Below are 18,741 nucleotides of genomic sequence, written 5' to 3'. Positions count from 1 at the left end.
TGTTTCAGATTGTCAAGAAGGATATTCATGATGAAAAGGTTCGCCGCTTGCGTACTGATGTTTTTGTTCATCGGTGGCTGTTCCGATCAGAATACGGAAACGCAAGGGGATAAAAGCGATCATGTGCTGCGGCAGGAGATCGACGTCATGCGTGATGCACAAAGCGTCACGCAGAGTGTCAATGCCAAACTGAAAGAGCAGGAAGCGCAGGCCGACGCACTGGCGGGGCATTAATCCCCGGGGAGGGGGAAAGCGTCAGAAATCCTCGTCTCCGAACTCTTTTTCCATCTCACGCTGGTATGCTTCTTCTTTCTCCTTTGTGAGCTGGGCGTCCGTCAAAACGGCCTCGTGGAGGAACTCGCCGAAGAAGGTTTTGGGCTCTTCGTATGCCAGGAAGGCGTAGGTCCCCACCAGGAAACCGACAATGGTCAGGGCTGCAATGACTTTTTGAACCGGGTTGAACATCTGGATGGGCTCTTTGATACGGAGCTCGCAGGTGCCGCCCGGGCAATGGACAGGGTCTAACCGCGTGAGCAGTTTGTAGATCATACACCCTACGCAGATGGAAAAGGCACTCTCCAAAAACATCAGTGACGCACAGAGAACACAGATCAGTACTTTGTAAAATGTAATGTCCCAGTTAATGACGAACCACCAGACCATCGGCAGGGAGATCAGCCATCCCAGCGTCCAGGCAAAGCGTTTCTGCAGCCCGCCGACGTATTCCGGTTTCTGGTTCTGGACGATGAATTTGCCCAGCAGCAGGGAGGGGACGTATTTCGGGCTGATCATTCTCAGCGTAAAATCGATAAACAAAAAGGCCAGATAGATTCTTGCCGCCATGATGTGGTTGAAGCCTATCCCGACGAAGATGATGATGGTTCCCATTGTTCCGAGGATGCCCGCTGCGGCTCTCGCTTCTCTTTCATTGACGACCCTGACGTCGTACCCGGGTACTTTTTCTCCGTAATCCCATAAAAAACTCTGCAGGTTCAAAAAACTTCCTTTGGGTGCATGAGGATATGCGTAATCATTCCCCGGTTCGATAAACGCAGCACGAACGGGGCTTTCAAGTAAATGCATTGTGATAAAGTTTTGATGCGGGACGAATTATAACAAATTTTGAAAAGAGTGGGCATTGGAAATCTGATTTTTTCTTTACCCCGTAGAATCGTTTGCACTCAGTGTCCGCGGTTGAATTTTGCGTCCGCTTCTGGTGAATGTGAAGATTATTGTTTACAGTAGCAGATTGTTTATTTATATGATAAAAATTAAGTGATATGTAATGTTTGTATCTGTAGGATGAAGAAGAATATCTATAAAGGAAATGAAATGAAAAAATACATCTCATCTATGCTTGCAGGTGCCTTGGTCCTAGGCTTTGCAGGGTGTGGAACTTCAAACTCCGGCTCTATAAGCGTCGGTGAATCTAACGTCACTTTTGCGGACTTGAATGCGACGGGGTTGACGGGATATCACCTCAATGTTGATCTTGATTTTGCGAATAACGATTATGATGCCTCAAATATCGATTACTACTTCTGTACGAATGCTGTTGGCGCATATGATTATTATGCGTATACACAGGATCGCATCTATGGTTCTGATCTGCTTGTCGATGAGCCCGATTTCGATTACGGTTACCTCTCATACGCGGCGCAGAGCGGTATTCTGGAGTTTACGTCCGATGCAATGGCAGGCATGTCATACGAAGTGACTTCAGCTTCCGAGATCCTTGAAAGAAGTGCGACATACGATATCGAACTTTTTGGGAACGGAACGCCTCTGACGACAGGTACAGTGCATATCAACAGTATTGCCAATTTCGATTGTACCGTGTCCATGCCTGTCCCAGTATCGAAGTAATGCCTGGTCAAAACCCTTCATCAGGGTTTTGGCACTTTCCTCTGTTTACCCTTACAAACCCTCTTTTAGCAGCTGACACGCGGTGACGATAAGCGTTAAAGCCCAAACCCCCTAAAATACGTGTAACAAACTAGAAGGATAGCTTCATGCCGTTCACCGGACTCGGACTTATCGGCGCGATTGAACGCGCATTGCAGGAGAACGGCTACGTCGAACCGACGCCCGTACAGCAGCGGGTGATCCCGCTGGTGCTCGAAGGCAGGGACGTTATGGCCCGGGCGCAGACGGGCAGCGGCAAAAGCGCCGGGTTCGTGCTGCCGCTGCTGCAGCTCTGGTCGCAGCGCAAAGGGGAGGGCAAGGCGAAAATCAAGGCCCTGGTGCTGACGCCGACGCGGGAGTTGACGCTGCAGGTGGCGCAGGCGTTCGAGACCTTCGGCGCTTTCCTGCCGACGCCGCCCAAGGTCGTCAGCATCATCGGCGGCGAGCGCATCGGCGACCAGCTCTACGCCGTGCAGCAGGGGTGCGATATCGTCGTGGCGACCTCCGGGCGGCTCATCGACGTACTGGGCAAGAAGCAGATGAACCTTTCGCACCTGGAGTTTCTGGTCCTCGACGAGGCGGACAAGATGCTCGACCTCGGCTTTGCCGAAGAGCTCGATCTTATTCTGCCGCAGCTTCCCGAAAAACGTCAGAACCTTCTTTTTTCCGCGACCTACCCGCCGAAGATGCAGACCATCGCATCGCGCATTACGCAGGAGGCCGTGGAAGTCGCCTTTGCGTCGGAAGCACCGACGGTTCAGAGCATCGACCAGCGCGTCATCGAAGTGGACCGCGAGATGCGTGGGCCGCTGCTGCGTCACCTGCTCGAGAACGAACCGTGGGAGCAGGTTCTGGTCTTCATGGCCAACAAGCGCGCAGCGGACAATATTGCTGCAAAGTTCCGCAAGTACGGCTTTTCGGCGGAGTCGTTCCACGGCGACCTCACGCAGGAGGAGCGCAGCGCGACGCTGGAGGATTTCAAACAGAAGCAGTTCCGTATCCTCTTTGCCACCGATCTCGTCGGGCGCGGACTGCACGTAGACGATATCGACTGTGTCGTCAACTTTGACCTCCCGCGTTCCCCGGCGGATTACATCCACCGCATCGGGCGGACGGGACGCGCCGGAAAATCGGGCACGGCCATCTCGTTCATCGACCATGAGACGCAGGCGTATTTCAAGGTCATCGAAAAACGCGCGAAGATCCGGCTGCCGCGCGAGCGGGTCGAAGGTTTCGAGCTGACCGGCGAAGCACCGGTAAAGACAAAAGGCCCGGCCCCGGTAAAGGGAAAGAAAAAAAGCAAGAAGGACCGTCTGCGTGAACAGGCCCAAAAAGAGGCCGAAGGGCGCTAGGCGTCGAGTATACACTCCTAATTATCTTATGGGAGCAATAGGCATTTAGATTGTGTAAGAATGTTTTCGAAGACGATTTTTTCTAAAATCAAGGCGGAACAGTGCGAAGCGTACTATTGTACGTGAGTGCTGTGACAACGAAGAGTTTAGGAAAAAGCGTCGAAGAAAATGGCTCCGGATACTGGATAATCTCGAATGAAATGAAATAAACTACAAAAGACCATGACAAAGGGCTTTTGCAGCTCTATCACTTACTCTTACATTTCTTCAAAAGTAGTCATTCTTTGGCACGATATGGGCACATTTATGACATGGATATCAAAAATACTTAGAGATAAATTTCTAATGTAAAATGTATATGGATATAGCCAAAAGCCTTTCTCCCGATAAATTTGAATCTTTCCCAACGAAAATATTTCAACTAATAGAATTATGATTTTTGTGTCAGACACCCTTAAAAGCAATGCGGATACTATTAATAATTATTATCAATGGAGGTTGATATGAAATTGTGGAGCGTAGTAGCCATACTATTGGTGTGTAGCATGTTATACGGTGAACAAAGTAAAGATGTTCAAAAAGAAGAACTCAAAAAAGCGATGCAAAGCTTTGCATCGGCGCTTGAATTGATCCAGCACGGAATTTTATATAACAAACCTTGGGAGATGCGCAAAGGTGCGCAGTTGCTTGACAGAAGCTCTAAGGATTTTGTGGAACGGCATGGGGATGCACTCGTTTATCATATGCCTGACGACCCAAAATTTGCTCGAAGTTACGCCAAATATACAGCGCTCAGAATTCGGGATAATATCGACAAACTTTCTTCGAGTCTAGGCGGGCCGAAAGACTACAGTAATACTGCCGCCTACTATACGCATATACTGAATGAATGCGTTGGATGCCATCAGAAGATACGACAGTGGTGATGAGACTGTAAAGCAGGAGGGATGACGATTTAGCACACTATTTTTGGGCAGATAAGGTATGTAGACTCTTGCTAATCAGCCTGTTCAAGTGAATGCTGCATCTTGTCGATCTCCTGTCGCACTTCATTAATATGATCCGGTCTTGCCAATGGCGTTTTCAGCCACTCCACCTGTAGTTCGTATCCTTCATACAGATCAAATAGCATCTGAATATTCTCGTTCATTTCGTCGAGGTTGTGGCAAATGAAATGCTTTTGCGTAATGGTGTTTATGACATCGAGCTGCCACTGATCGCCGACAGACTGGATTTCCACGGTAATGAGCAGTTGTTGCATAGGAACCTTTCAACTTTTAATTTAGTATAACCACTGTTTGCGGGCAGCGCTTTGACATGCGTCAATCTGACTTGACGAAAGTCATGGAGTGATCTTGTGAATCAAAATATACTTGCCGGTGATCATTCAGGGAGAAGAGAGATGCAAGACAGTGAAAATGAGATCATGATTTCGGAGCGGTTCGAACTCAAACAACAGATCATCGATATGCTTCAGCAAAGAACGCCGGCATTCGGGTTCGGCGGTTTCGGGGAGGCTACCTATTACCGTACCTACAGCAGGCGTAAAGAAGACGGATCGCAGGAACATTGGGCCGATACGGTCATCCGGGTGATGAACGGCGTGATGTCTGTCAGAAAACAGCATTACGTGAACAGTCGACTGCATTGGGATGAGGGGTATTGGCAGGCGTATGCGGCGGAAATGGCTTCAGCGATGTTCGAGATGAAATGGCTCCCTCCGGGGCGCGGACTTTGGGCGATGGGAACGGAATACGTCTATACCCGCGGCGGTGCCGCGCTTAACAACTGCGGCGCTGTGGACACTGCAGATCTTTCCGCGGCCGCTGACTGGACCATGGACATGCTGATGTGCGGTGTTGGTGTCGGATTCAATACGGCCTGGGATGGTGCAAACGTCGCGCTGCCAGACAAATCGCGCCCGGTACCTTTTGTCATTCCCGACAGCCGTGAAGGGTGGGTTGCGTCGGTCAGGCTGCTGATCGAAAGTTACACCAAAGGAGGAGCCTGGTTCAAATTTGATTACGACTCGATCCGCCCGGCAGGCTCATCGATCAAGGGTTTCGGCGGTACCGCTTCGGGGCCGGAACCGTTAAGTACACTGCATCGAAGGATAGAAAGCTACCTGGACGCGTATTGCTCGGGGGAAACGGAAACGACGCGCTGTACGGCGGACATCTTCAACGCAATCGGTGCCTGTGTCGTTGCCGGCAACGTGCGCCGCAGCGCTGAAATTGCTTTGGGATCGGCAGATGATGGGAGTTTTTTGGAGCTCAAGGATTATGAGCGCTATCCCGAACGCGCCGAGATCGGATGGATGTCAAACAATACGGTAGTCCTGGAAAAAACCGAGGATTTCGCAAAACTTCCGATGATTGCCAAGCATATCATAGCCAATGGAGAACCTGGAATCATGAACCTGATCAATGTGCAGAAGTATGCACGTTACGGTAAAGAGTCAGATGATCAGGCGTGGCTGGCAAATCCGTGCAGTGAAATCCCTCTTGAGAGCTATGAGCTCTGCAACCTTGCAGAAGTTTTTCCGTCCCGATGCGCAGAAGAAAACGATTTTTACAAAGTGCTCGAATACGCGACCTTTTATGCTTCAACGGTAGCATTGATGCCGACACATCGTTCCGAAACCAATGCTATTGTCGTTCGCAATCGACGTATTGGGGTGAGCCTTTCCGGCGTAGCAGACATGCTCGATGATCTCGGGGCAACCGAACTGACCCGCCGTCTGCGCAAAGGATACAAGATTGTGCGGTCGATAAATCGTCAGCTGGCTTCGGATGCCGGTGTGCCGCCGTCAATTCGGGTAACGACAATCAAACCATCAGGCACAATCTCGCAACTGGCCGGAGTCAGTTCCGGCATGCATTTTCCGACATTCCAGTATGCATTGCGCCGGATGCGTGTCGGGAACGATTCCGCCGTCTATCGTGTACTCAAAGCAGCGGGCATTCCGCATGAACCGGACGTCTATAGTGAAAACACGACCGTCTTCGAATTTCCGATAGACCAGGGAAAGACACGAAAGGCCACCGAAGTTTCCGCCTGGGAGCAGTTTGCGTTTCTCGCCATGCTACAGCGGGAGTGGAGTGACAACATGGTGAGCTGTACCGTCTATTTTGATCCCGAATCCGAAGCGCATCAGGTTGAGCATATGCTGGCGCAGTTCGCCCCGGTCATTAAATCGGTTTCCATGCTTCCGCACTCTGAGACCGGGGCCTATAAACAGATGCCCTACGAAGGGATCAGCAAAGAGACCTATGACGAAAAACTGGCAGCAATGCCACGGATCGACTGGAAGTTGTTTTCCGACAGCGACGGGATTGAGAGCCGTTTCTGCTCAAATGACAGCTGTGAGATTTAAAAGGATGAACGTATGATCATGGATGAATTCAAAGCCGAGCACCGACAGTGTGATTCGCTCTATGCGGAAGCTGAAAGGGCGGTTGTCGGCGGCGACATAGAAAGGGCCGAAAAACTGTTCGGACAGTTTGTGGAAGAGACCGTCTCGCATATGGAACATGAGGAGCTTCGTGTCTTTTCAAGGCTCGAGGCGGAAGAACAGGCGGGACTGGATCCGATCCGTTTTGAACATATGCAGATCAGGGCGTTGCTCGAGAAGATGCAGCAGCTGCTCGCAGTTGGAGATTTTTCGACGTTTCTCGGGTGGGGAGAGTCTTTCATGATACTGATGCAGCAGCATAACATGAAAGAAGAGCAGCTGCTCTATCCGCTTTGCGATCGGCTCATGGCTGAAGATGCGGAACAAGACGGCATAGAGATCGAGGGGTGCTGTTTGCGGCCATGACGGAGCATCTTGATTCACATCAATGAGCGAAAGGTCCAAAAGGGGGTAAGATCGCAGTAAAAAAGGATGTATGATGATTCTTGAATTTCTGCGAGATGACCACCGAAAATGTGATTCTGCTTTTGCCGATACGGAATCAGCTGTTGCCAAAGGCGATCTGGCAACGGCCAGAGAGGCATTTGAACGATTTAACAGCGAGACCCTTCACCATTTCGCCATGGAAGAGGAGATTCTCTTCCCAGCATTTGAGCAGCGTTCCGGTATGCAGGGCGGGCCAACGCAAGTGATGCGTATGGAACACGAGCAGGTTCGTGGGCTTCTGGAGCGGATGCGTACGGCATTGGATAACGGAGATTCGAATGGTTTTCTCGGGATGGCGGAGTCGATGATGATTCTGCTGCAGCAGCATAACATGAAAGAGGAGCAGATGCTTTACCCGGCCTGCGACCATACCCTGCAGGGCGATGCGTCGCTGGTCATTGACGAGATGAAAGCGCTGTAATGCATGTGATCGAACTGGATGTGCGGATTTTCGAACATCCTGTGCCGTTGGAAAAGGCGATTGCGGCTTTTGCCGCACTCACACGGGGCGAAGTGCTCCACATGATTCATCGAAAAAACCCGCTGCCACTTTTTGATATTCTCGAGAAGCAGGGGGGACGTTACCGCTCTTATGAAGATGAAAACGGCATTTGGCATATTCTGATTGCCAGGGATCCCGCGGTCGACCTGGAGTCTCTGGATGTTTAGCCAGGGGCTCTCTTTGGAACAGGCACCACCGATCGGCGTCATCCTGCGTTTTTTCCTCACGGTGCCCTTTTTCGGAGTGCTCTTCTCGCTTTTTATGTTCTATTCCGGCAGTGATATGCTCGTGCCGCACGGCCCGTCGGCAGCCGCGGCAGTCCATCTGCTATTCCTTGGCGTTATCGCTATGGCAATGACGGGATCACTCTTCCAGATGCTGCCGGTACTCGCCGGGGTCGTCATCAAAGTACCGACTCGCCATGCCACTGCGGTTCATCTGTTGCTGACCACGGGGACCATGATGCTTGTCTGGGCGTTCATAAGCTTTGAACCTGCGGCATACGCTCTGGCAGGCTTGCTGCTGGGGAGTGCCGTGTTCTGGCTGGCACTGTTGATGCTTCCTCCCCTGCTACGGCGGCGAGATGCCAAAGATACCGTACGCGGGATGCAGATCGCACTTGTCTCTTTTGCAGTAGCAGTACTTTTGGCATTGGCAATGCTTTACATGTTTGCACAGGGAGAAATGTCTGTTTCGCATGAGGCAATCCGCGCCTCCCATTATAGTTTTGCCCTGGTGGGATGGATGGGGATGCTCATCATAGCGGTGGCATTCCAGGTCATCGAGATGTTCTATGTGACACCCCCGTACCCAGGATTCTGCAAAAAGTGGGCCTGGGCAATACTCTTTGCGTCACTCATGCTGAAAATGATCTGGTTAATCTTCTCATTGCCGTATGCAGCTGTTTTCGATACATTCATTGCAGTGACATTGTTAGGATTTGCTGTGATCACATTCCGGCGCCTGTCGCAGCGGAAACGTCCCGTAGCGGATGCTACGGTATGGTTCTGGCGAATGGGCATGGCGCTGCTGCTTTTAGCGGTTTTGGGGTGGTTTGGTTATACCGTAAGCGGTGAGTCGGCCCTCATTCCTATGATGCTGGTCGCCTATGGGGGATTTGCACTCAGTGTCGTTTTCGGGATGATGTACAAGATCGTACCATTCCTGGTCTGGTTTCATCTGAACAGCCAGGGATATTTCGATGCGCCTGTCATGACGGAGATCATATCGCCAAAACGCGCAAAGCTCCATGTCTATCTTGCCTTGATGTCGTTTTTGTTTTTGTTCGGCAGCTTTGAATTTGATGTGCTGTTGCCATGGGCTGCGCTCGCCATGTTATTGAGTTTTATGCTGCTGGGGATGAATCTGCTCAGTGCATCGAATGTTTACCGCCGGAAGCGAAAGTCCGGTACCCCGATGGATCTTTCCGCATTTTCCGACATGAGTAAGAAATCGTGAGAAGAGCCTGCGACGCTGCAGCATAGGTGATTGTTAGGAAAAGCAAAAAGATTATATGCAGGTGAGTCTCTTCGGTATAATCAGAAACCATGAAACTGAGTAAAACAGCTGAATATGCATTGTCTATCATGGCCCAGCTCGCCAGCGCAAAAAGTGTTGTCAGTGTGAAGACATTGCATGAACGCCTAAACATACCATTTCAATATACCTCCAAAACACTTCGAATGCTGTACCGATCCAATCTGGTAATCACCGAGCAGGGAAGAGAGGGCGGATATCGTCTTTCGCGTTCGGCCGAAACGATCATGCTCAGCGACATTGTTGAAGCTGTGGAGCCCGGATATAATTACGTCAACTGCATCATGGGCCGTGACAGGTGTGATTCAGATAAACCGTGTGCTCTTCATGAGCAATGGGCAAAGCCCAGAGAGCAGATCCGCAGAATGCTTCAAGAAACAACGCTTAGCAGTATCTCCTAGATAAAACATTCCCGATCTTGATCGATATCAATGCAGTGAAATTGGCAAAGCATTATAGTTCCATTAAATACTACCTATAGGTATGATTTAAGGAGTTGATGATGGAAACATCGTTTATGGAAAAACTGATGAGCAGAAAGAGTTTGTATGCTTTTTTCTGGATTATCGGTACCTTCATGGTCACGATACTGATTTATTACACGGCAACATTGCAAAAAGAGGTGCCACCGATTCCCAAACAGGTGGTCAGCAAGAGCGGAAAAGTACTTTATACCTATGATGACGTCGTCGCCGGCAAAGGCTACTTTCAGCAGTTTGATTTAATGGATTACGGCACGCTGCTTGGTATGGGTGCCTATCTCGGTCCGGATTTCTCAACGGAGTTTATGCATAAGCGGGCTGAATCACTATATAGGTCCTATGCGCGTTCATTGTTCGGCAAGCCATTGGATAGACTTGATGATATGGAGTTGGCTGGTGTAAAAGCACGTACCATACGCGACTTCAAAAAACAGACATTGCTTGATGAAGCAGGTGTCGTTTATACGGAGGCCTCGGCCAAAGCCTATGAGCATAACGTAGATTACCTCGTGAACTTTCTTGTCAACGGTGACCATGAACGCGCATGGCGTGCGGGCGTTATCCGCCAAGATGAAGCGAAAAAAATTGCCGCTTTTGTCGACTGGTCGCAATTGGTCGCATCTTCCTTGCGCCCGGGTACGGACCGGACCTGGTCAAATAACTGGCCATCTGAACCGCTCATTGATCAGGATGTTCAATGGGTATCACATTTTTATTCACTTTGGGAATTTTTGATCTTGTGGGCAATGACGATCGGTGTCATTTATCTGGCATACGAATTTTTGTTCAAAGGCGAAGCGGATGAAGAGAAACATCTCGAGCCGGCGCTTAAGATCACGAAGCTGTTTCCATCGCAGGAAAAACTTCTCAAGTACGTCCCGATAGTGGCGCTCTTTATCCTGCTTCAGCTTGTCCTCGGCGGGTATTTGGCACATATTTATGTCGATCCGACGGAAAACTTTATTCTATCCCAGGACATTCTTCCGTTTAATGTCATGCGTGCGCTGCATACCAATCTCGCCATTGTGTGGGTAGCCGTTGGCTGGTTGGTGGGCGGTCTCTTGATCGCGCCGCTTGTCGGCGGAGAAGACCTGAAATTCCCCAGACTCGTGGACGTGTTATGGGTTGCCTTGCTAGTTGTCGGCGGTGGCGGTCTTATAGGGATATATCTTGGTGCGACCGGCCAGATGCGTGATGTCTGGTTCTGGTTCGGAAACGAAGGGCGAGAGCTACTTAATTTGGGACGGGTCTGGGATATCGGTCTTGTTATCGGTCTCGTACTTTGGTTCGGTATGGTTTACTCTACTGTTCGCAAGGCACGCAAGAACAACCTGCTCGTCGGCACCATTATCTGGTCGGCTTTCGGAATTGCAACACTTTATATCGCGGGGATGATGCCATTAACAGATATCATGCCTAACTACACTGTTGACGATTATTACCGATGGTGGGTTGTTCACCTCTGGGTTGAATTGACATTTGAACTCTTCGCAGCGGGTGTGTTGGCATTCTTGACCGTAGCGCTTGGGCTGGTTTCGAAACGTACGGCAGAACGCGTGATGCTTTTTGAGCTTGGACTGATCATGATGAGCGGTACGCTCGGGGTCGGACATCACTACTGGTGGCAGGGACTTGACGAATACTGGATCGCTGTAGGAGGCATCTTTTCGGCGATGGAGCCGCTGCCGCTTGCGCTTCTGATGATCGAGGCAATCAAAGAGCGTAGTCATATTAAGAGCCTTGGAAAGGAATTCGTCTTCAATGTACCATTCCTGTGGCTTGCGGGTTCGGCGTTTCTAAACTGGTTTGGTGCTGGCTTTTTGGGTATGGTCATCAATACGCCCACAATCAGCTATTACTCTCACGGCACCTACTTGATCATGCCGCATGGGCATGTGGCACTGCTCGGGGCCTTCGGATACATAGCGATAGCGTTTATCTATATGACGGCACGCGCCAATGCACTGGCAAAGAATCTTGAATGGGATGATCGGCCTAGCCTTTGGGGATTTTGGCTGTTGACCGTCGGGGTGGTGCTTTATGCGCTGCCGACATTGATCATAGGATTTGAACAGACGTCGACTGCACATGAATTTGGTTATTACGCAGCACGAAGCCGTGAAACGATCGAGGCGCTCAGCGGATGGATGTGGTTCCGCATTCTTCCAGACGGTATGATGATACTTGGAGGATTGGTCATTCTCTATGATACAACGAGAAAAATCTATTTCAGCAAGGTGCTGCATAGGGGCTAGACCCCTTGCAGTTAAATGCTTATCTGTCGGACAGTACCCATCATTTTTTAACTTCAACAACTGACATTCGCGCCAGTCTTTCCCTTGGCGTTATTTAAGAAAATATTAAGATTATAGCATAAAATATATACAATTTTATTGCATAAAAATACAGCCATCACTGATAAAATCATCAAACATCGATGCTACATTTTGACATATAAAGGATTTGACATGAGTCTATCAAAAGAGACAATTGAGATTGTAAAAGCAACCGCAAAACCGGTCGCAGAAAATGCAGAGGCGATTACGGCGAGAATGTACGAGATCTTGTTTGAGTCCCATCCGGAGACGAAAGCACTGTTTAGCGATGCTTCTCCTGATCAGCACAAAAAACTGGCGGCGGCAGTTGGCGCATATGCCGCCAATATCGAGCGCCTCGATATCCTGGGTGATGCACTGGATAAGATGGCGCAGGCGCATGTGCGTACCGGTGTGAAGCCGGAATATTATCCGATGGTCGGTGTTTCACTGCTGGGCGCCGTAAAGGATGTGCTTGGTGATGCAGCCACCGACGAGGTACTTACAGCTTGGAAAGAGGCGTATTTCTATTTGGGTGATTTGCTGATCGCTCGCGAAAAAGAGCTTTACGCTGCGGCGTAAAGTATTGTCTTTTATGGGAGAGCCTCCCACCCCGCTTCACTGTTAATGACTTTACCTTCATGCTGCAACTTTTTGAGTGTGCGCGAGAAGGTCTCCGGTGTCAGGTTCAGAATATTCGCAATTTCGTAATGCCGCATTGTTTTAAGCAGCTCAGGAGATTTCCGGATAAAGTTTATAACGCGTTCGGATGCATCCATCACCAGGCCGCGTTCGATGACTGATTCAAGCATCCGTATCTTCTTGCTCAAGGAAAGCAGAAGAATACGGGCAAGTTCTGGATTGCTAAGAAACATTGACTCGAAAGCGTCGTAGTTAATAAGGAGCACCTCGCTGTCTGCTTCGAATACGGCAGTGGCAGGATAGGGTATGCGATGTAAAACGGCGACCTCGGCTACCAGGGAGACAGGCGTAAAATGGTGCAAGATAACTTCTTTGTCGCTGCTGGAGGTTTTGAAAAGCTTCAGGACCCCTTTGGTCAGGACCACCAGATCATTCGGGGCATCTCCTTCGAAAAAGAGTATCTCCCCTTTTTGGAATCTACGTTGTCTCGCGATCTCGGTCAGTTTTGAGAAGGTCTCCTCGTTGAGATCTTCAAATAGCGGCAATGCTCTTAATGGGTTCATAGGGTAAATATTTTATCTCTCAAGTTGTCTTGATTGTCGCTTCGGCTTGTACACATTATAACGCAATCAAGACGATCAGCTCTGTGGTTTTTTGCTTTGGGTCCATATAAAAACCAGCGGAATAAAGAGCAGTGTTAGAAATGTGCCGACGATCAGACCTCCGATGGCAACGGCACCCAGTGGGGCAAGCCGTTCAAGCCCTATGGCATTCCCTAGGGCTATGGGCAGCATCCCCGCCGAAACGGCAAAGGCTGTCATCAATACCGGCCGTGTGCGAATGCGAATACTTTCCAACATCGAGTCGGCCGCACTCAGGCCTGCTGTCATCCTATCCTTGGCAAAATGGATCAGTAAAATGGCGTTATTGACGATGACACCCGAAAGCAGAATAAAGCCCATCATGGCGGGCATTGAAGTATGGTAGTGCATCAATAGCATCATCCACGATGCTCCTATGATTGTCAGCGGGATGGAAAGAACTACAATGAAAGAAAGCTTCAGGGACTCAAAAAGAACAACAAGTGTCAGTAAAATCAGGATAACTGCAAACCCTATGGCGACGACCATCCGTCCTGCAGAATCTTTGAACTGCTTGATATCACCACTCTGCTCCATCGTGACACCCTCAGGGAGAGTGATTTTCATGAGAGCCGCTTCCAGGGAATCCATAATGTGAGAGATGGCTGCTTTTTCGCGATATCCGTAAATATTGAGTGTGTATTGTAGCCCCTCACGCGTAATCAGGGATGGACCGATATGCTCTGTAACTTCAGCGACAGCACCAAGAGGGATTTTGCCTTTTGGCGTATCAATAAGCCAACTGGCAAGTTGGATCGAGGAAGCCCGCTGGTGCGGTTTCAGCTGAATCCACACTGTTAAATCCTCGATATTGCTTTCCGGTACTGAAGCAAGAGCGGAACCATAGATTTGTGATTGCAGCTGAGATGCAATCTGTTCACGGCCAGTACCGTAATAATGTGCTTTTCGCTCATCGAGCTTCAGGTCGAAGACCTTCTTGTCACGTTCCCAGGTTTTTGATACAGATACCAGCCCTTGTGTCTGATACAGTGCCTTTGCGACAAGATCACCGGCCTGTTCGAGCGCATTCAGGTCATCACTGAACAGTGTAACATCGACATTGGCGCGGATATTCGCAAGCGCCGTTGCGCCGAAATCGACGACGTCAAACTGTTTGACGTCGGGCAGTTTTTGCAGTTTTGATCGAATAAGGCGAGCGATCTCCCAGATGTTTTCTTCACGATGGAACCGGTCAACGTACGTCGCCGTGACGGACAGCTGGTCTACGCTGCCTCCGCTGCCGATGCTGAGAACACCTGCTTCAGAACCGATTGACGCGGAGAGATAGCGCAGTTCCCCGCTGCTTTCAAGAATAGTATTGACGCGCTGTATGACAGCTTCACTCTTTTCGATGGGGAGGTTCGCATCCATGATCAGATTTACTTTGAGCGCACCCGTATCCATAGGCGGCATCAGTTCACGCCCGACAGTCGGCATAACACCTCTAGCACTTATGATGAAAAGCAAAACCAGTACGATGACATAACCGGTCGCAGCCAGTTTCGAGCGAAGGGCGAGTTTGACTGCAGAGGCAAAAAAGTACTGGACACGGTCATTGAAACGCATGATGAAGCGGTTGAATATAGCTTCACTTCTTTCCAGCCATGGATGCTTTATGGCCAATATTTTCAAAGAGAGCAGCGGGACCGCGGTAATGGAGATGATGTAGGAGGCGACCAGAGCAAGCAGAAGCGTACCGACGAGCGGCTGGAATACGGTTTGCGGGTAGCCGCCGACAAAAAGCATCGGGGAAAGGGCGATCATGGTAGTGATCGTGCCGGAAAGATCGGCGAACATTATCTCTTTAGTCCCGGTAATTACGGCTTGATTAATGGTGTCGTGCAACGTCTTAAAATGGCGTTCAATGTTTTCCATTACGACGACCGTATCATCCAGAAGGAGACCGAGCGCAAGAATGATCGCCGTCATGGTAACGACGTTGATCTCGATCCCGACGAGCCACATCAGAGCTACGGTACTGGCATAAACCAGAGGGATGGTCGCCATAACGACAAGAATCTGTCGGAAACTTCCGAGGAACAGAAAAACGACGAGTGTCGAAAGGATAATCGCATCACGCAACGATTCGAACATATTGGTCGTACTCTGTACGATAGTATCCTTCTGTGTATCCGTGACACTGATCTGCAGGTTTGTGAACTCAATTGCGATTTTCTGCATTTCTCTTTCGACGGTTTCGATAGCGGCGATGACATCAGCGTTTTCATTGCGCTGTACCGCAAGCGCGATCGCCGCATTTCCGTTGCCATAATAGAGGGCGTGGTTGTCGCCGTGTCCGAAGTTGATTTCAGCAATGTCTCCAAGGGAAATGTTTGCGGAGATGGGGAGTGCCCTCAGCGATTCAACTTCCTCTCTTTGCCCGCTTGAACGCAGAAGATATCGTGTTTCCTCGTTTTGCAAAAAGCCGATGGCGAAATCAGCGTCATTGCTTTTGAGTGCACCTATGACACTGTCCAATTTCAGTCCGAAACGTTCCATCTTGTGCTTGTCGAGCGAAATCCGGACGCTTTTTTCATGTCCGCCAAAAAGATCAACGTTGGCAACACCTGGAAGTTTCAGCAGGCGGTTTTTGATTGTACGCTCCGCCAGACGACGGATCTCTTCCAAGGGAATCGTATCATCCTTCGAATGCAGCGCATAAGTAATGATCGGGGCCGTGGCAGCCGTTATTTTAATGAACTGCGGATCTTGTATAGACGTCGGCAGTACAGCACGGATTTTTGAGAACGCGGCACTGACATCGTTCAGTGCGTCGTCCACATCCTTGTCATATTCGAATTCCGCACGGATGACTGTAACCTCGTCAATCGTTGAGGAGTACACGCGTCGGACGTTGTCGATGGTATAGAACTTCCGTTCCGCCGGGACGGCGATATTGGCTGCCATATCTTCGGCAGACGTACCGGGTGAAGCGATCACGACAGCGATTTCCGGATAGTTTGAATCGGGGAAGAGCTTGCGGTCAAGCTTGCCGTAGCCGACCAGTCCCAGAAAGACAAAGAGCACCAGGAATGAGTATATAAAATAGGGACGTCGCAACAGGCGTTCCGTAAAGCTATTCGATGTCATGGATGTTCTGTTGCCTCGTGGCTGTTTTGTAGGGCCAGCGCTGCTAATTTGGTCGCAGATGCGACAGCGACACTGCTTTCGGGGCAGGGTTCTACAGCTGCATAAGACCCGTCACGCGCAAGCACGTCGACTGCCAACGGCACAAATGCTCCATTGCGGTTTTCCAAGACTGTCTGGGACTTCCCGCTTTTGAACAATGCTTTTTCCGGGACACTGCAATGCATAATCTTTTGAAGTTCGACTGTCACCGGGACAGCCTCTCCATGCACAAATGTAGATTTCGGTTCCAGTGCAATTTCGGCCTCGTAAAGTCCCTGCGGTGCGTCGGCATACCGGGAAACGACGTTCCCAATAAAGATGCCATGGCTATGTACAGCGGCATTTTGGGGTATGGAAAGGGTCGTTGGATAAGCGATTCGGGCGATTTTAGGTTCCGAGTGCAGTTCTATAAGCCCTTTCCCGGGTACAGTGACATCCCCTATTTCTATATCAACCGTGCCGATGATTCCATCATACGGTGCACGGAGTTCGTAATAGGGGAGCTGCTGTTTCTGTATTTGAAGAGTGGCATTGAGTTCTGTCAACAAGGCGGATTTGTTTGCAAGCGAGAGGCGAGAATTATCATAGCGTTCTTCGGATATGGCTCCGGCTTTGAAGAGGAGTGCATCTGAATGAAACCGTTTTGAAAGTACTGCCACTTCACTCTCAAGTGTTGTTTTTTTGCCTTCGAGTGCTCGAATTGTTTTTTGTACGTCGCCAGAATCAAGCCGGACAAGCAGGTCGCCCTTTCTGACTCGTTGCGACTCATGGACCGGTATTTCGACGACGACACTGCTGTAGCGAGTCGCGAGTTTAGAGAGTTTCTTTGACTGGATATGGGCCAGTGTTGGATATGAAGTGATAATCTCCCGGTCAACCGGTGTAAATATGTCAACATTGGCGATGTGTTTTTGCGGAACTGGCAGTGAGGTAATTTCCGCTTTTCTGTTCAGCAACAGTAATGCGCCCGAGATGAGGAACGCGAGAGCGATAAGCAAGAAAACGTATTTTTTCATTGTGTATCTCCTTGTTCATAGAGGTATTCGAGGATGTAATATGCCTTTAAAAGGGCATATCGCGATGAAATCATTTCACTCAGTATCATTTGGGTTTTCGCTTTCTGTAACAGGAAATCGTTCATGCTGATCTCCCCCTCCTGGTAGCGGAGCGTCTCGATCTCCTCTGTTTTTTGTGCGAGTGCATACTCTTTTTTCGCCAGTTCGTACCGTCGTTTTGCCGTATTGAAACTGATGGTCCCTTCACGGCGATCCTGCTCGACTTGTAGTACGGTATGCGCTTTGGAATGTTTTTGCTGTATTTTCAGGATACGGGCTTGTTGTTGCTTGGCTGAACTGGTCCCGAAATCCAATATGTTCCACTGCAGATTGAGGCCGATATTCCAAAGTTCTTGATGTTCCCAGTTTCCGCTGTATGGATTGGTCGGGTCATTGGGGCCGAAACTGTAGCCGTAGTAGCCTTCTATCCCCGCCTGCGGAAGTGAGGACGCGTGGCTTTTGTGCTCATTTTTCTCAGTTTGGTCAATGAGAAGATTGTTGATCTGTATCCGCGAAGAGCTTGCCGCATCCCTCAGGGATTGCAAGGACGGAACGATTGGAATATCTTCCAGTGGTATAAGAGGACGGGTTCCCCCGGTCAGTACGGTTAAAAGACCGACCATGGATTCTCTCTGAGCCGCGAAAAGCTCGGCATTGGTTTCACTGCCGAGGCGTTCCGCATCGACTTTTAGAAGTTCGACTTCCGCTTTTTTCCCGAGAGATACCATTCTTTTCGTAGCGCTATAGAGGGTTCCCATTGCTTCGGAATAGTGTTCCCATGCTTTTGCATTAGCTTGTGCGCCAAGGGCGTCAATATATGCACTGCGGATTGTGAAGATGAGCTCTTCACGCGCAAGACGATATTTCAAGGAAGCAATCTTTCTTTGAAGCTCGGCGACCGCTTCAGTATCCTGCAGTTCATATCCACTGAATAGCGAAGCCTGGTAGTGAATCCCTGCCGAGAAAAGATCCTGGGTTGTCGCGATTTTAGACGCACCTGTTGCAATGGCGGCGGGAGTGAGCGGAAAAAGCGTTCTGGGAGTATTGTAATGCGAGTAATTTGCTACTGCTTCGATCTTCCCGAAATGTCTTGATGCGCTTTCTCGCTTTTGTTCATCTGCCAGCGATATCTGAAGGTCAGCTGATTGAAGCTGCTGATTGTGAGTAAGCCCCAGAGCAACAGTCTCCTCCATGCTCATTGCATAGAGGAGCGAACTGATTGGCAAGAGGAGGTAAAAAAGTTTTTTAAACAACATCGGCATTCAACTGTCTATTGGAATG

At 49.6% G+C, this 18,741-nt stretch carries 18 protein-coding genes; 12 read left to right on the top strand and 6 right to left on the bottom strand.

The genetic code is table 11. The features are described 5' to 3' along the window. The first annotated feature begins 27 nt into the window (after nt 1–27). Nucleotides 28–234, top strand: coding sequence for a hypothetical protein (locus WCX49_RS09360; protein WP_345984828.1), 207 nt, complete (start codon nt 28–30; stop codon nt 232–234). A gap of 21 nt (nt 235–255) precedes the next feature. On the opposite strand, the gene WCX49_RS09355 is transcribed toward WCX49_RS09360, so the two are convergent. Further along, entirely contained in the window at nt 256–996 is a 741-nt protein-coding gene (locus WCX49_RS09355; RefSeq protein WP_345984827.1) for a DUF4395 domain-containing protein, read from the bottom strand. Between the two features lie 336 nt (nt 997–1,332). On the opposite strand from WCX49_RS09355, the gene WCX49_RS09350 reads away from it, so the two are divergent. The 3 genes from WCX49_RS09350 (at nt 1,333) to WCX49_RS09340 (ending at nt 4,183) form a co-directional block, all read left to right on the top strand. Then, nucleotides 1,333–1,866 (top strand): hypothetical protein, encoded by a 534-nt coding sequence (locus WCX49_RS09350; RefSeq protein ID WP_345984826.1) that lies wholly within the window; start codon nt 1,333–1,335, stop codon nt 1,864–1,866. Nucleotides 1,867–2,012: 146 nt separating this feature from the next. Continuing rightward, on the top strand, nt 2,013–3,257 hold the full coding sequence (locus tag WCX49_RS09345; protein ID WP_345984825.1) for a DEAD/DEAH box helicase: 1,245 nt from the start codon (nt 2,013–2,015) through the stop codon (nt 3,255–3,257). Between the two features lie 503 nt (nt 3,258–3,760). Next, nucleotides 3,761–4,183: a hypothetical protein gene (locus WCX49_RS09340; protein ID WP_345984824.1), complete on the top strand. Its 423-nt coding sequence runs from the start codon at nt 3,761–3,763 to the stop codon at nt 4,181–4,183. A gap of 71 nt (nt 4,184–4,254) precedes the next feature. On the opposite strand, the gene WCX49_RS09335 is transcribed toward WCX49_RS09340, so the two are convergent. Next, nucleotides 4,255–4,518: a hypothetical protein gene (locus tag WCX49_RS09335; RefSeq protein WP_345984823.1), complete on the bottom strand. Its 264-nt coding sequence runs from the start codon at nt 4,516–4,518 to the stop codon at nt 4,255–4,257. 141 nt (nt 4,519–4,659) lie between these two features. Between WCX49_RS09335 and WCX49_RS09330 the strand changes: the two genes are divergently transcribed. From WCX49_RS09330 to WCX49_RS09295, 8 genes are all read left to right on the top strand, one after another. Beyond that, nucleotides 4,660–6,633 carry a fused protease/ribonucleoside-triphosphate reductase gene (locus WCX49_RS09330; protein WP_345984822.1) on the top strand — a complete coding sequence of 658 codons (1,974 nt, stop codon included), beginning with the start codon at nt 4,660–4,662 and terminating at the stop codon, nt 6,631–6,633. Between the two features lie 12 nt (nt 6,634–6,645). Further along, nucleotides 6,646–7,077, top strand: coding sequence for a hemerythrin domain-containing protein (locus WCX49_RS09325; RefSeq protein WP_345984821.1), 432 nt, complete (start codon nt 6,646–6,648; stop codon nt 7,075–7,077). 70 nt (nt 7,078–7,147) lie between these two features. Further along, on the top strand, nt 7,148–7,579 hold the full coding sequence (locus WCX49_RS09320; RefSeq protein WP_345984820.1) for a hemerythrin domain-containing protein: 432 nt from the start codon (nt 7,148–7,150) through the stop codon (nt 7,577–7,579). Then, nucleotides 7,579–7,827: a DUF2249 domain-containing protein gene (locus WCX49_RS09315; RefSeq protein ID WP_345984819.1), complete on the top strand. Its 249-nt coding sequence runs from the start codon at nt 7,579–7,581 to the stop codon at nt 7,825–7,827. Before WCX49_RS09320 ends, WCX49_RS09315 begins: the two co-directional genes overlap by 1 nt. A gap of 13 nt (nt 7,828–7,840) precedes the next feature. Further along, nucleotides 7,841–9,118, top strand: a complete 1,278-nt coding sequence (locus WCX49_RS09310; protein ID WP_345984818.1) for a hypothetical protein — start codon at nt 7,841–7,843, stop codon at nt 9,116–9,118. A gap of 89 nt (nt 9,119–9,207) precedes the next feature. Continuing rightward, complete coding sequence (locus tag WCX49_RS09305; protein WP_345984817.1) at nt 9,208–9,597, top strand: Rrf2 family transcriptional regulator; 390 nt, start codon at nt 9,208–9,210, stop codon at nt 9,595–9,597. A gap of 98 nt (nt 9,598–9,695) precedes the next feature. Further along, nucleotides 9,696–11,933: a cbb3-type cytochrome c oxidase subunit I gene (locus tag WCX49_RS09300; RefSeq protein WP_345984816.1), complete on the top strand. Its 2,238-nt coding sequence runs from the start codon at nt 9,696–9,698 to the stop codon at nt 11,931–11,933. 138 nt (nt 11,934–12,071) lie between these two features. After that, nucleotides 12,072–12,575 carry a globin domain-containing protein gene (locus tag WCX49_RS09295; protein WP_345984815.1) on the top strand — a complete coding sequence of 168 codons (504 nt, stop codon included), beginning with the start codon at nt 12,072–12,074 and terminating at the stop codon, nt 12,573–12,575. 11 nt (nt 12,576–12,586) lie between these two features. Here WCX49_RS09295 and WCX49_RS09290 read toward each other — a convergent pair whose 3' ends face one another. The 4 genes from WCX49_RS09290 to WCX49_RS09275 all read right to left on the bottom strand — a co-directional run bounded on the left by WCX49_RS09290 (nt 12,587) and on the right by WCX49_RS09275 (nt 18,722). Further along, the gene (locus tag WCX49_RS09290; protein ID WP_345984814.1) at nt 12,587–13,198 is read right to left on the bottom strand and encodes a Crp/Fnr family transcriptional regulator; all 612 of its coding nucleotides are present in this window, start codon (nt 13,196–13,198) and stop codon (nt 12,587–12,589) included. 75 nt (nt 13,199–13,273) lie between these two features. Further along, nucleotides 13,274–16,366: an efflux RND transporter permease subunit gene (locus tag WCX49_RS09285; protein ID WP_345984813.1), complete on the bottom strand. Its 3,093-nt coding sequence runs from the start codon at nt 16,364–16,366 to the stop codon at nt 13,274–13,276. Further along, nucleotides 16,363–17,421, bottom strand: coding sequence for an efflux RND transporter periplasmic adaptor subunit (locus tag WCX49_RS09280; RefSeq protein ID WP_345984812.1), 1,059 nt, complete (start codon nt 17,419–17,421; stop codon nt 16,363–16,365). The genes WCX49_RS09285 and WCX49_RS09280 overlap by 4 nt, the downstream gene beginning before the upstream one ends. Further along, nucleotides 17,418–18,722, bottom strand: coding sequence for a TolC family protein (locus WCX49_RS09275; RefSeq protein WP_345984811.1), 1,305 nt, complete (start codon nt 18,720–18,722; stop codon nt 17,418–17,420). The genes WCX49_RS09280 and WCX49_RS09275 overlap by 4 nt, the downstream gene beginning before the upstream one ends. Nucleotides 18,723–18,741: the final 19 nt, after the last annotated feature.

It is taken from the genome of Sulfurimonas sp. HSL-1656, assembly GCF_039645585.1.
In the GTDB taxonomy this organism is placed as follows: Bacteria; Campylobacterota; Campylobacteria; order Campylobacterales; family Sulfurimonadaceae; genus Thiomicrolovo; species Thiomicrolovo subterrani.
This window is presented reverse-complemented; position numbering and strand designations above follow the sequence as displayed.

What these genes read in the sequence shown, in the direction of transcription:
- WCX49_RS09325 (WP_345984821.1), top strand. Translation starts at nt 6,646, where the DNA reads ATGATCATGGATGAATTCAAAGCCGAGCACCGACAGTGTGATTCGCTC.
- WCX49_RS09350 (WP_345984826.1), top strand. Translation starts at nt 1,333, where the DNA reads ATGAAAAAATACATCTCATCTATGCTTGCAGGTGCCTTGGTCCTAGGC.
- WCX49_RS09320 (WP_345984820.1), top strand. Translation starts at nt 7,148, where the DNA reads ATGATGATTCTTGAATTTCTGCGAGATGACCACCGAAAATGTGATTCT.
- WCX49_RS09285 (WP_345984813.1), bottom strand. Translation starts at nt 16,366, where the DNA reads ATGACATCGAATAGCTTTACGGAACGCCTGTTGCGACGTCCCTATTTT.
- WCX49_RS09330 (WP_345984822.1), top strand. Translation starts at nt 4,660, where the DNA reads ATGCAAGACAGTGAAAATGAGATCATGATTTCGGAGCGGTTCGAACTC.
- WCX49_RS09300 (WP_345984816.1), top strand. Translation starts at nt 9,696, where the DNA reads ATGATGGAAACATCGTTTATGGAAAAACTGATGAGCAGAAAGAGTTTG.
- WCX49_RS09275 (WP_345984811.1), bottom strand. Translation starts at nt 18,722, where the DNA reads ATGCCGATGTTGTTTAAAAAACTTTTTTACCTCCTCTTGCCAATCAGT.
- WCX49_RS09345 (WP_345984825.1), top strand. Translation starts at nt 2,013, where the DNA reads ATGCCGTTCACCGGACTCGGACTTATCGGCGCGATTGAACGCGCATTG.
- WCX49_RS09315 (WP_345984819.1), top strand. Translation starts at nt 7,579, where the DNA reads ATGCATGTGATCGAACTGGATGTGCGGATTTTCGAACATCCTGTGCCG.
- WCX49_RS09360 (WP_345984828.1), top strand. Translation starts at nt 28, where the DNA reads ATGATGAAAAGGTTCGCCGCTTGCGTACTGATGTTTTTGTTCATCGGT.
- WCX49_RS09305 (WP_345984817.1), top strand. Translation starts at nt 9,208, where the DNA reads ATGAAACTGAGTAAAACAGCTGAATATGCATTGTCTATCATGGCCCAG.
- WCX49_RS09335 (WP_345984823.1), bottom strand. Translation starts at nt 4,518, where the DNA reads ATGCAACAACTGCTCATTACCGTGGAAATCCAGTCTGTCGGCGATCAG.
- WCX49_RS09340 (WP_345984824.1), top strand. Translation starts at nt 3,761, where the DNA reads ATGAAATTGTGGAGCGTAGTAGCCATACTATTGGTGTGTAGCATGTTA.
- WCX49_RS09280 (WP_345984812.1), bottom strand. Translation starts at nt 17,421, where the DNA reads ATGAAAAAATACGTTTTCTTGCTTATCGCTCTCGCGTTCCTCATCTCG.
- WCX49_RS09290 (WP_345984814.1), bottom strand. Translation starts at nt 13,198, where the DNA reads ATGAACCCATTAAGAGCATTGCCGCTATTTGAAGATCTCAACGAGGAG.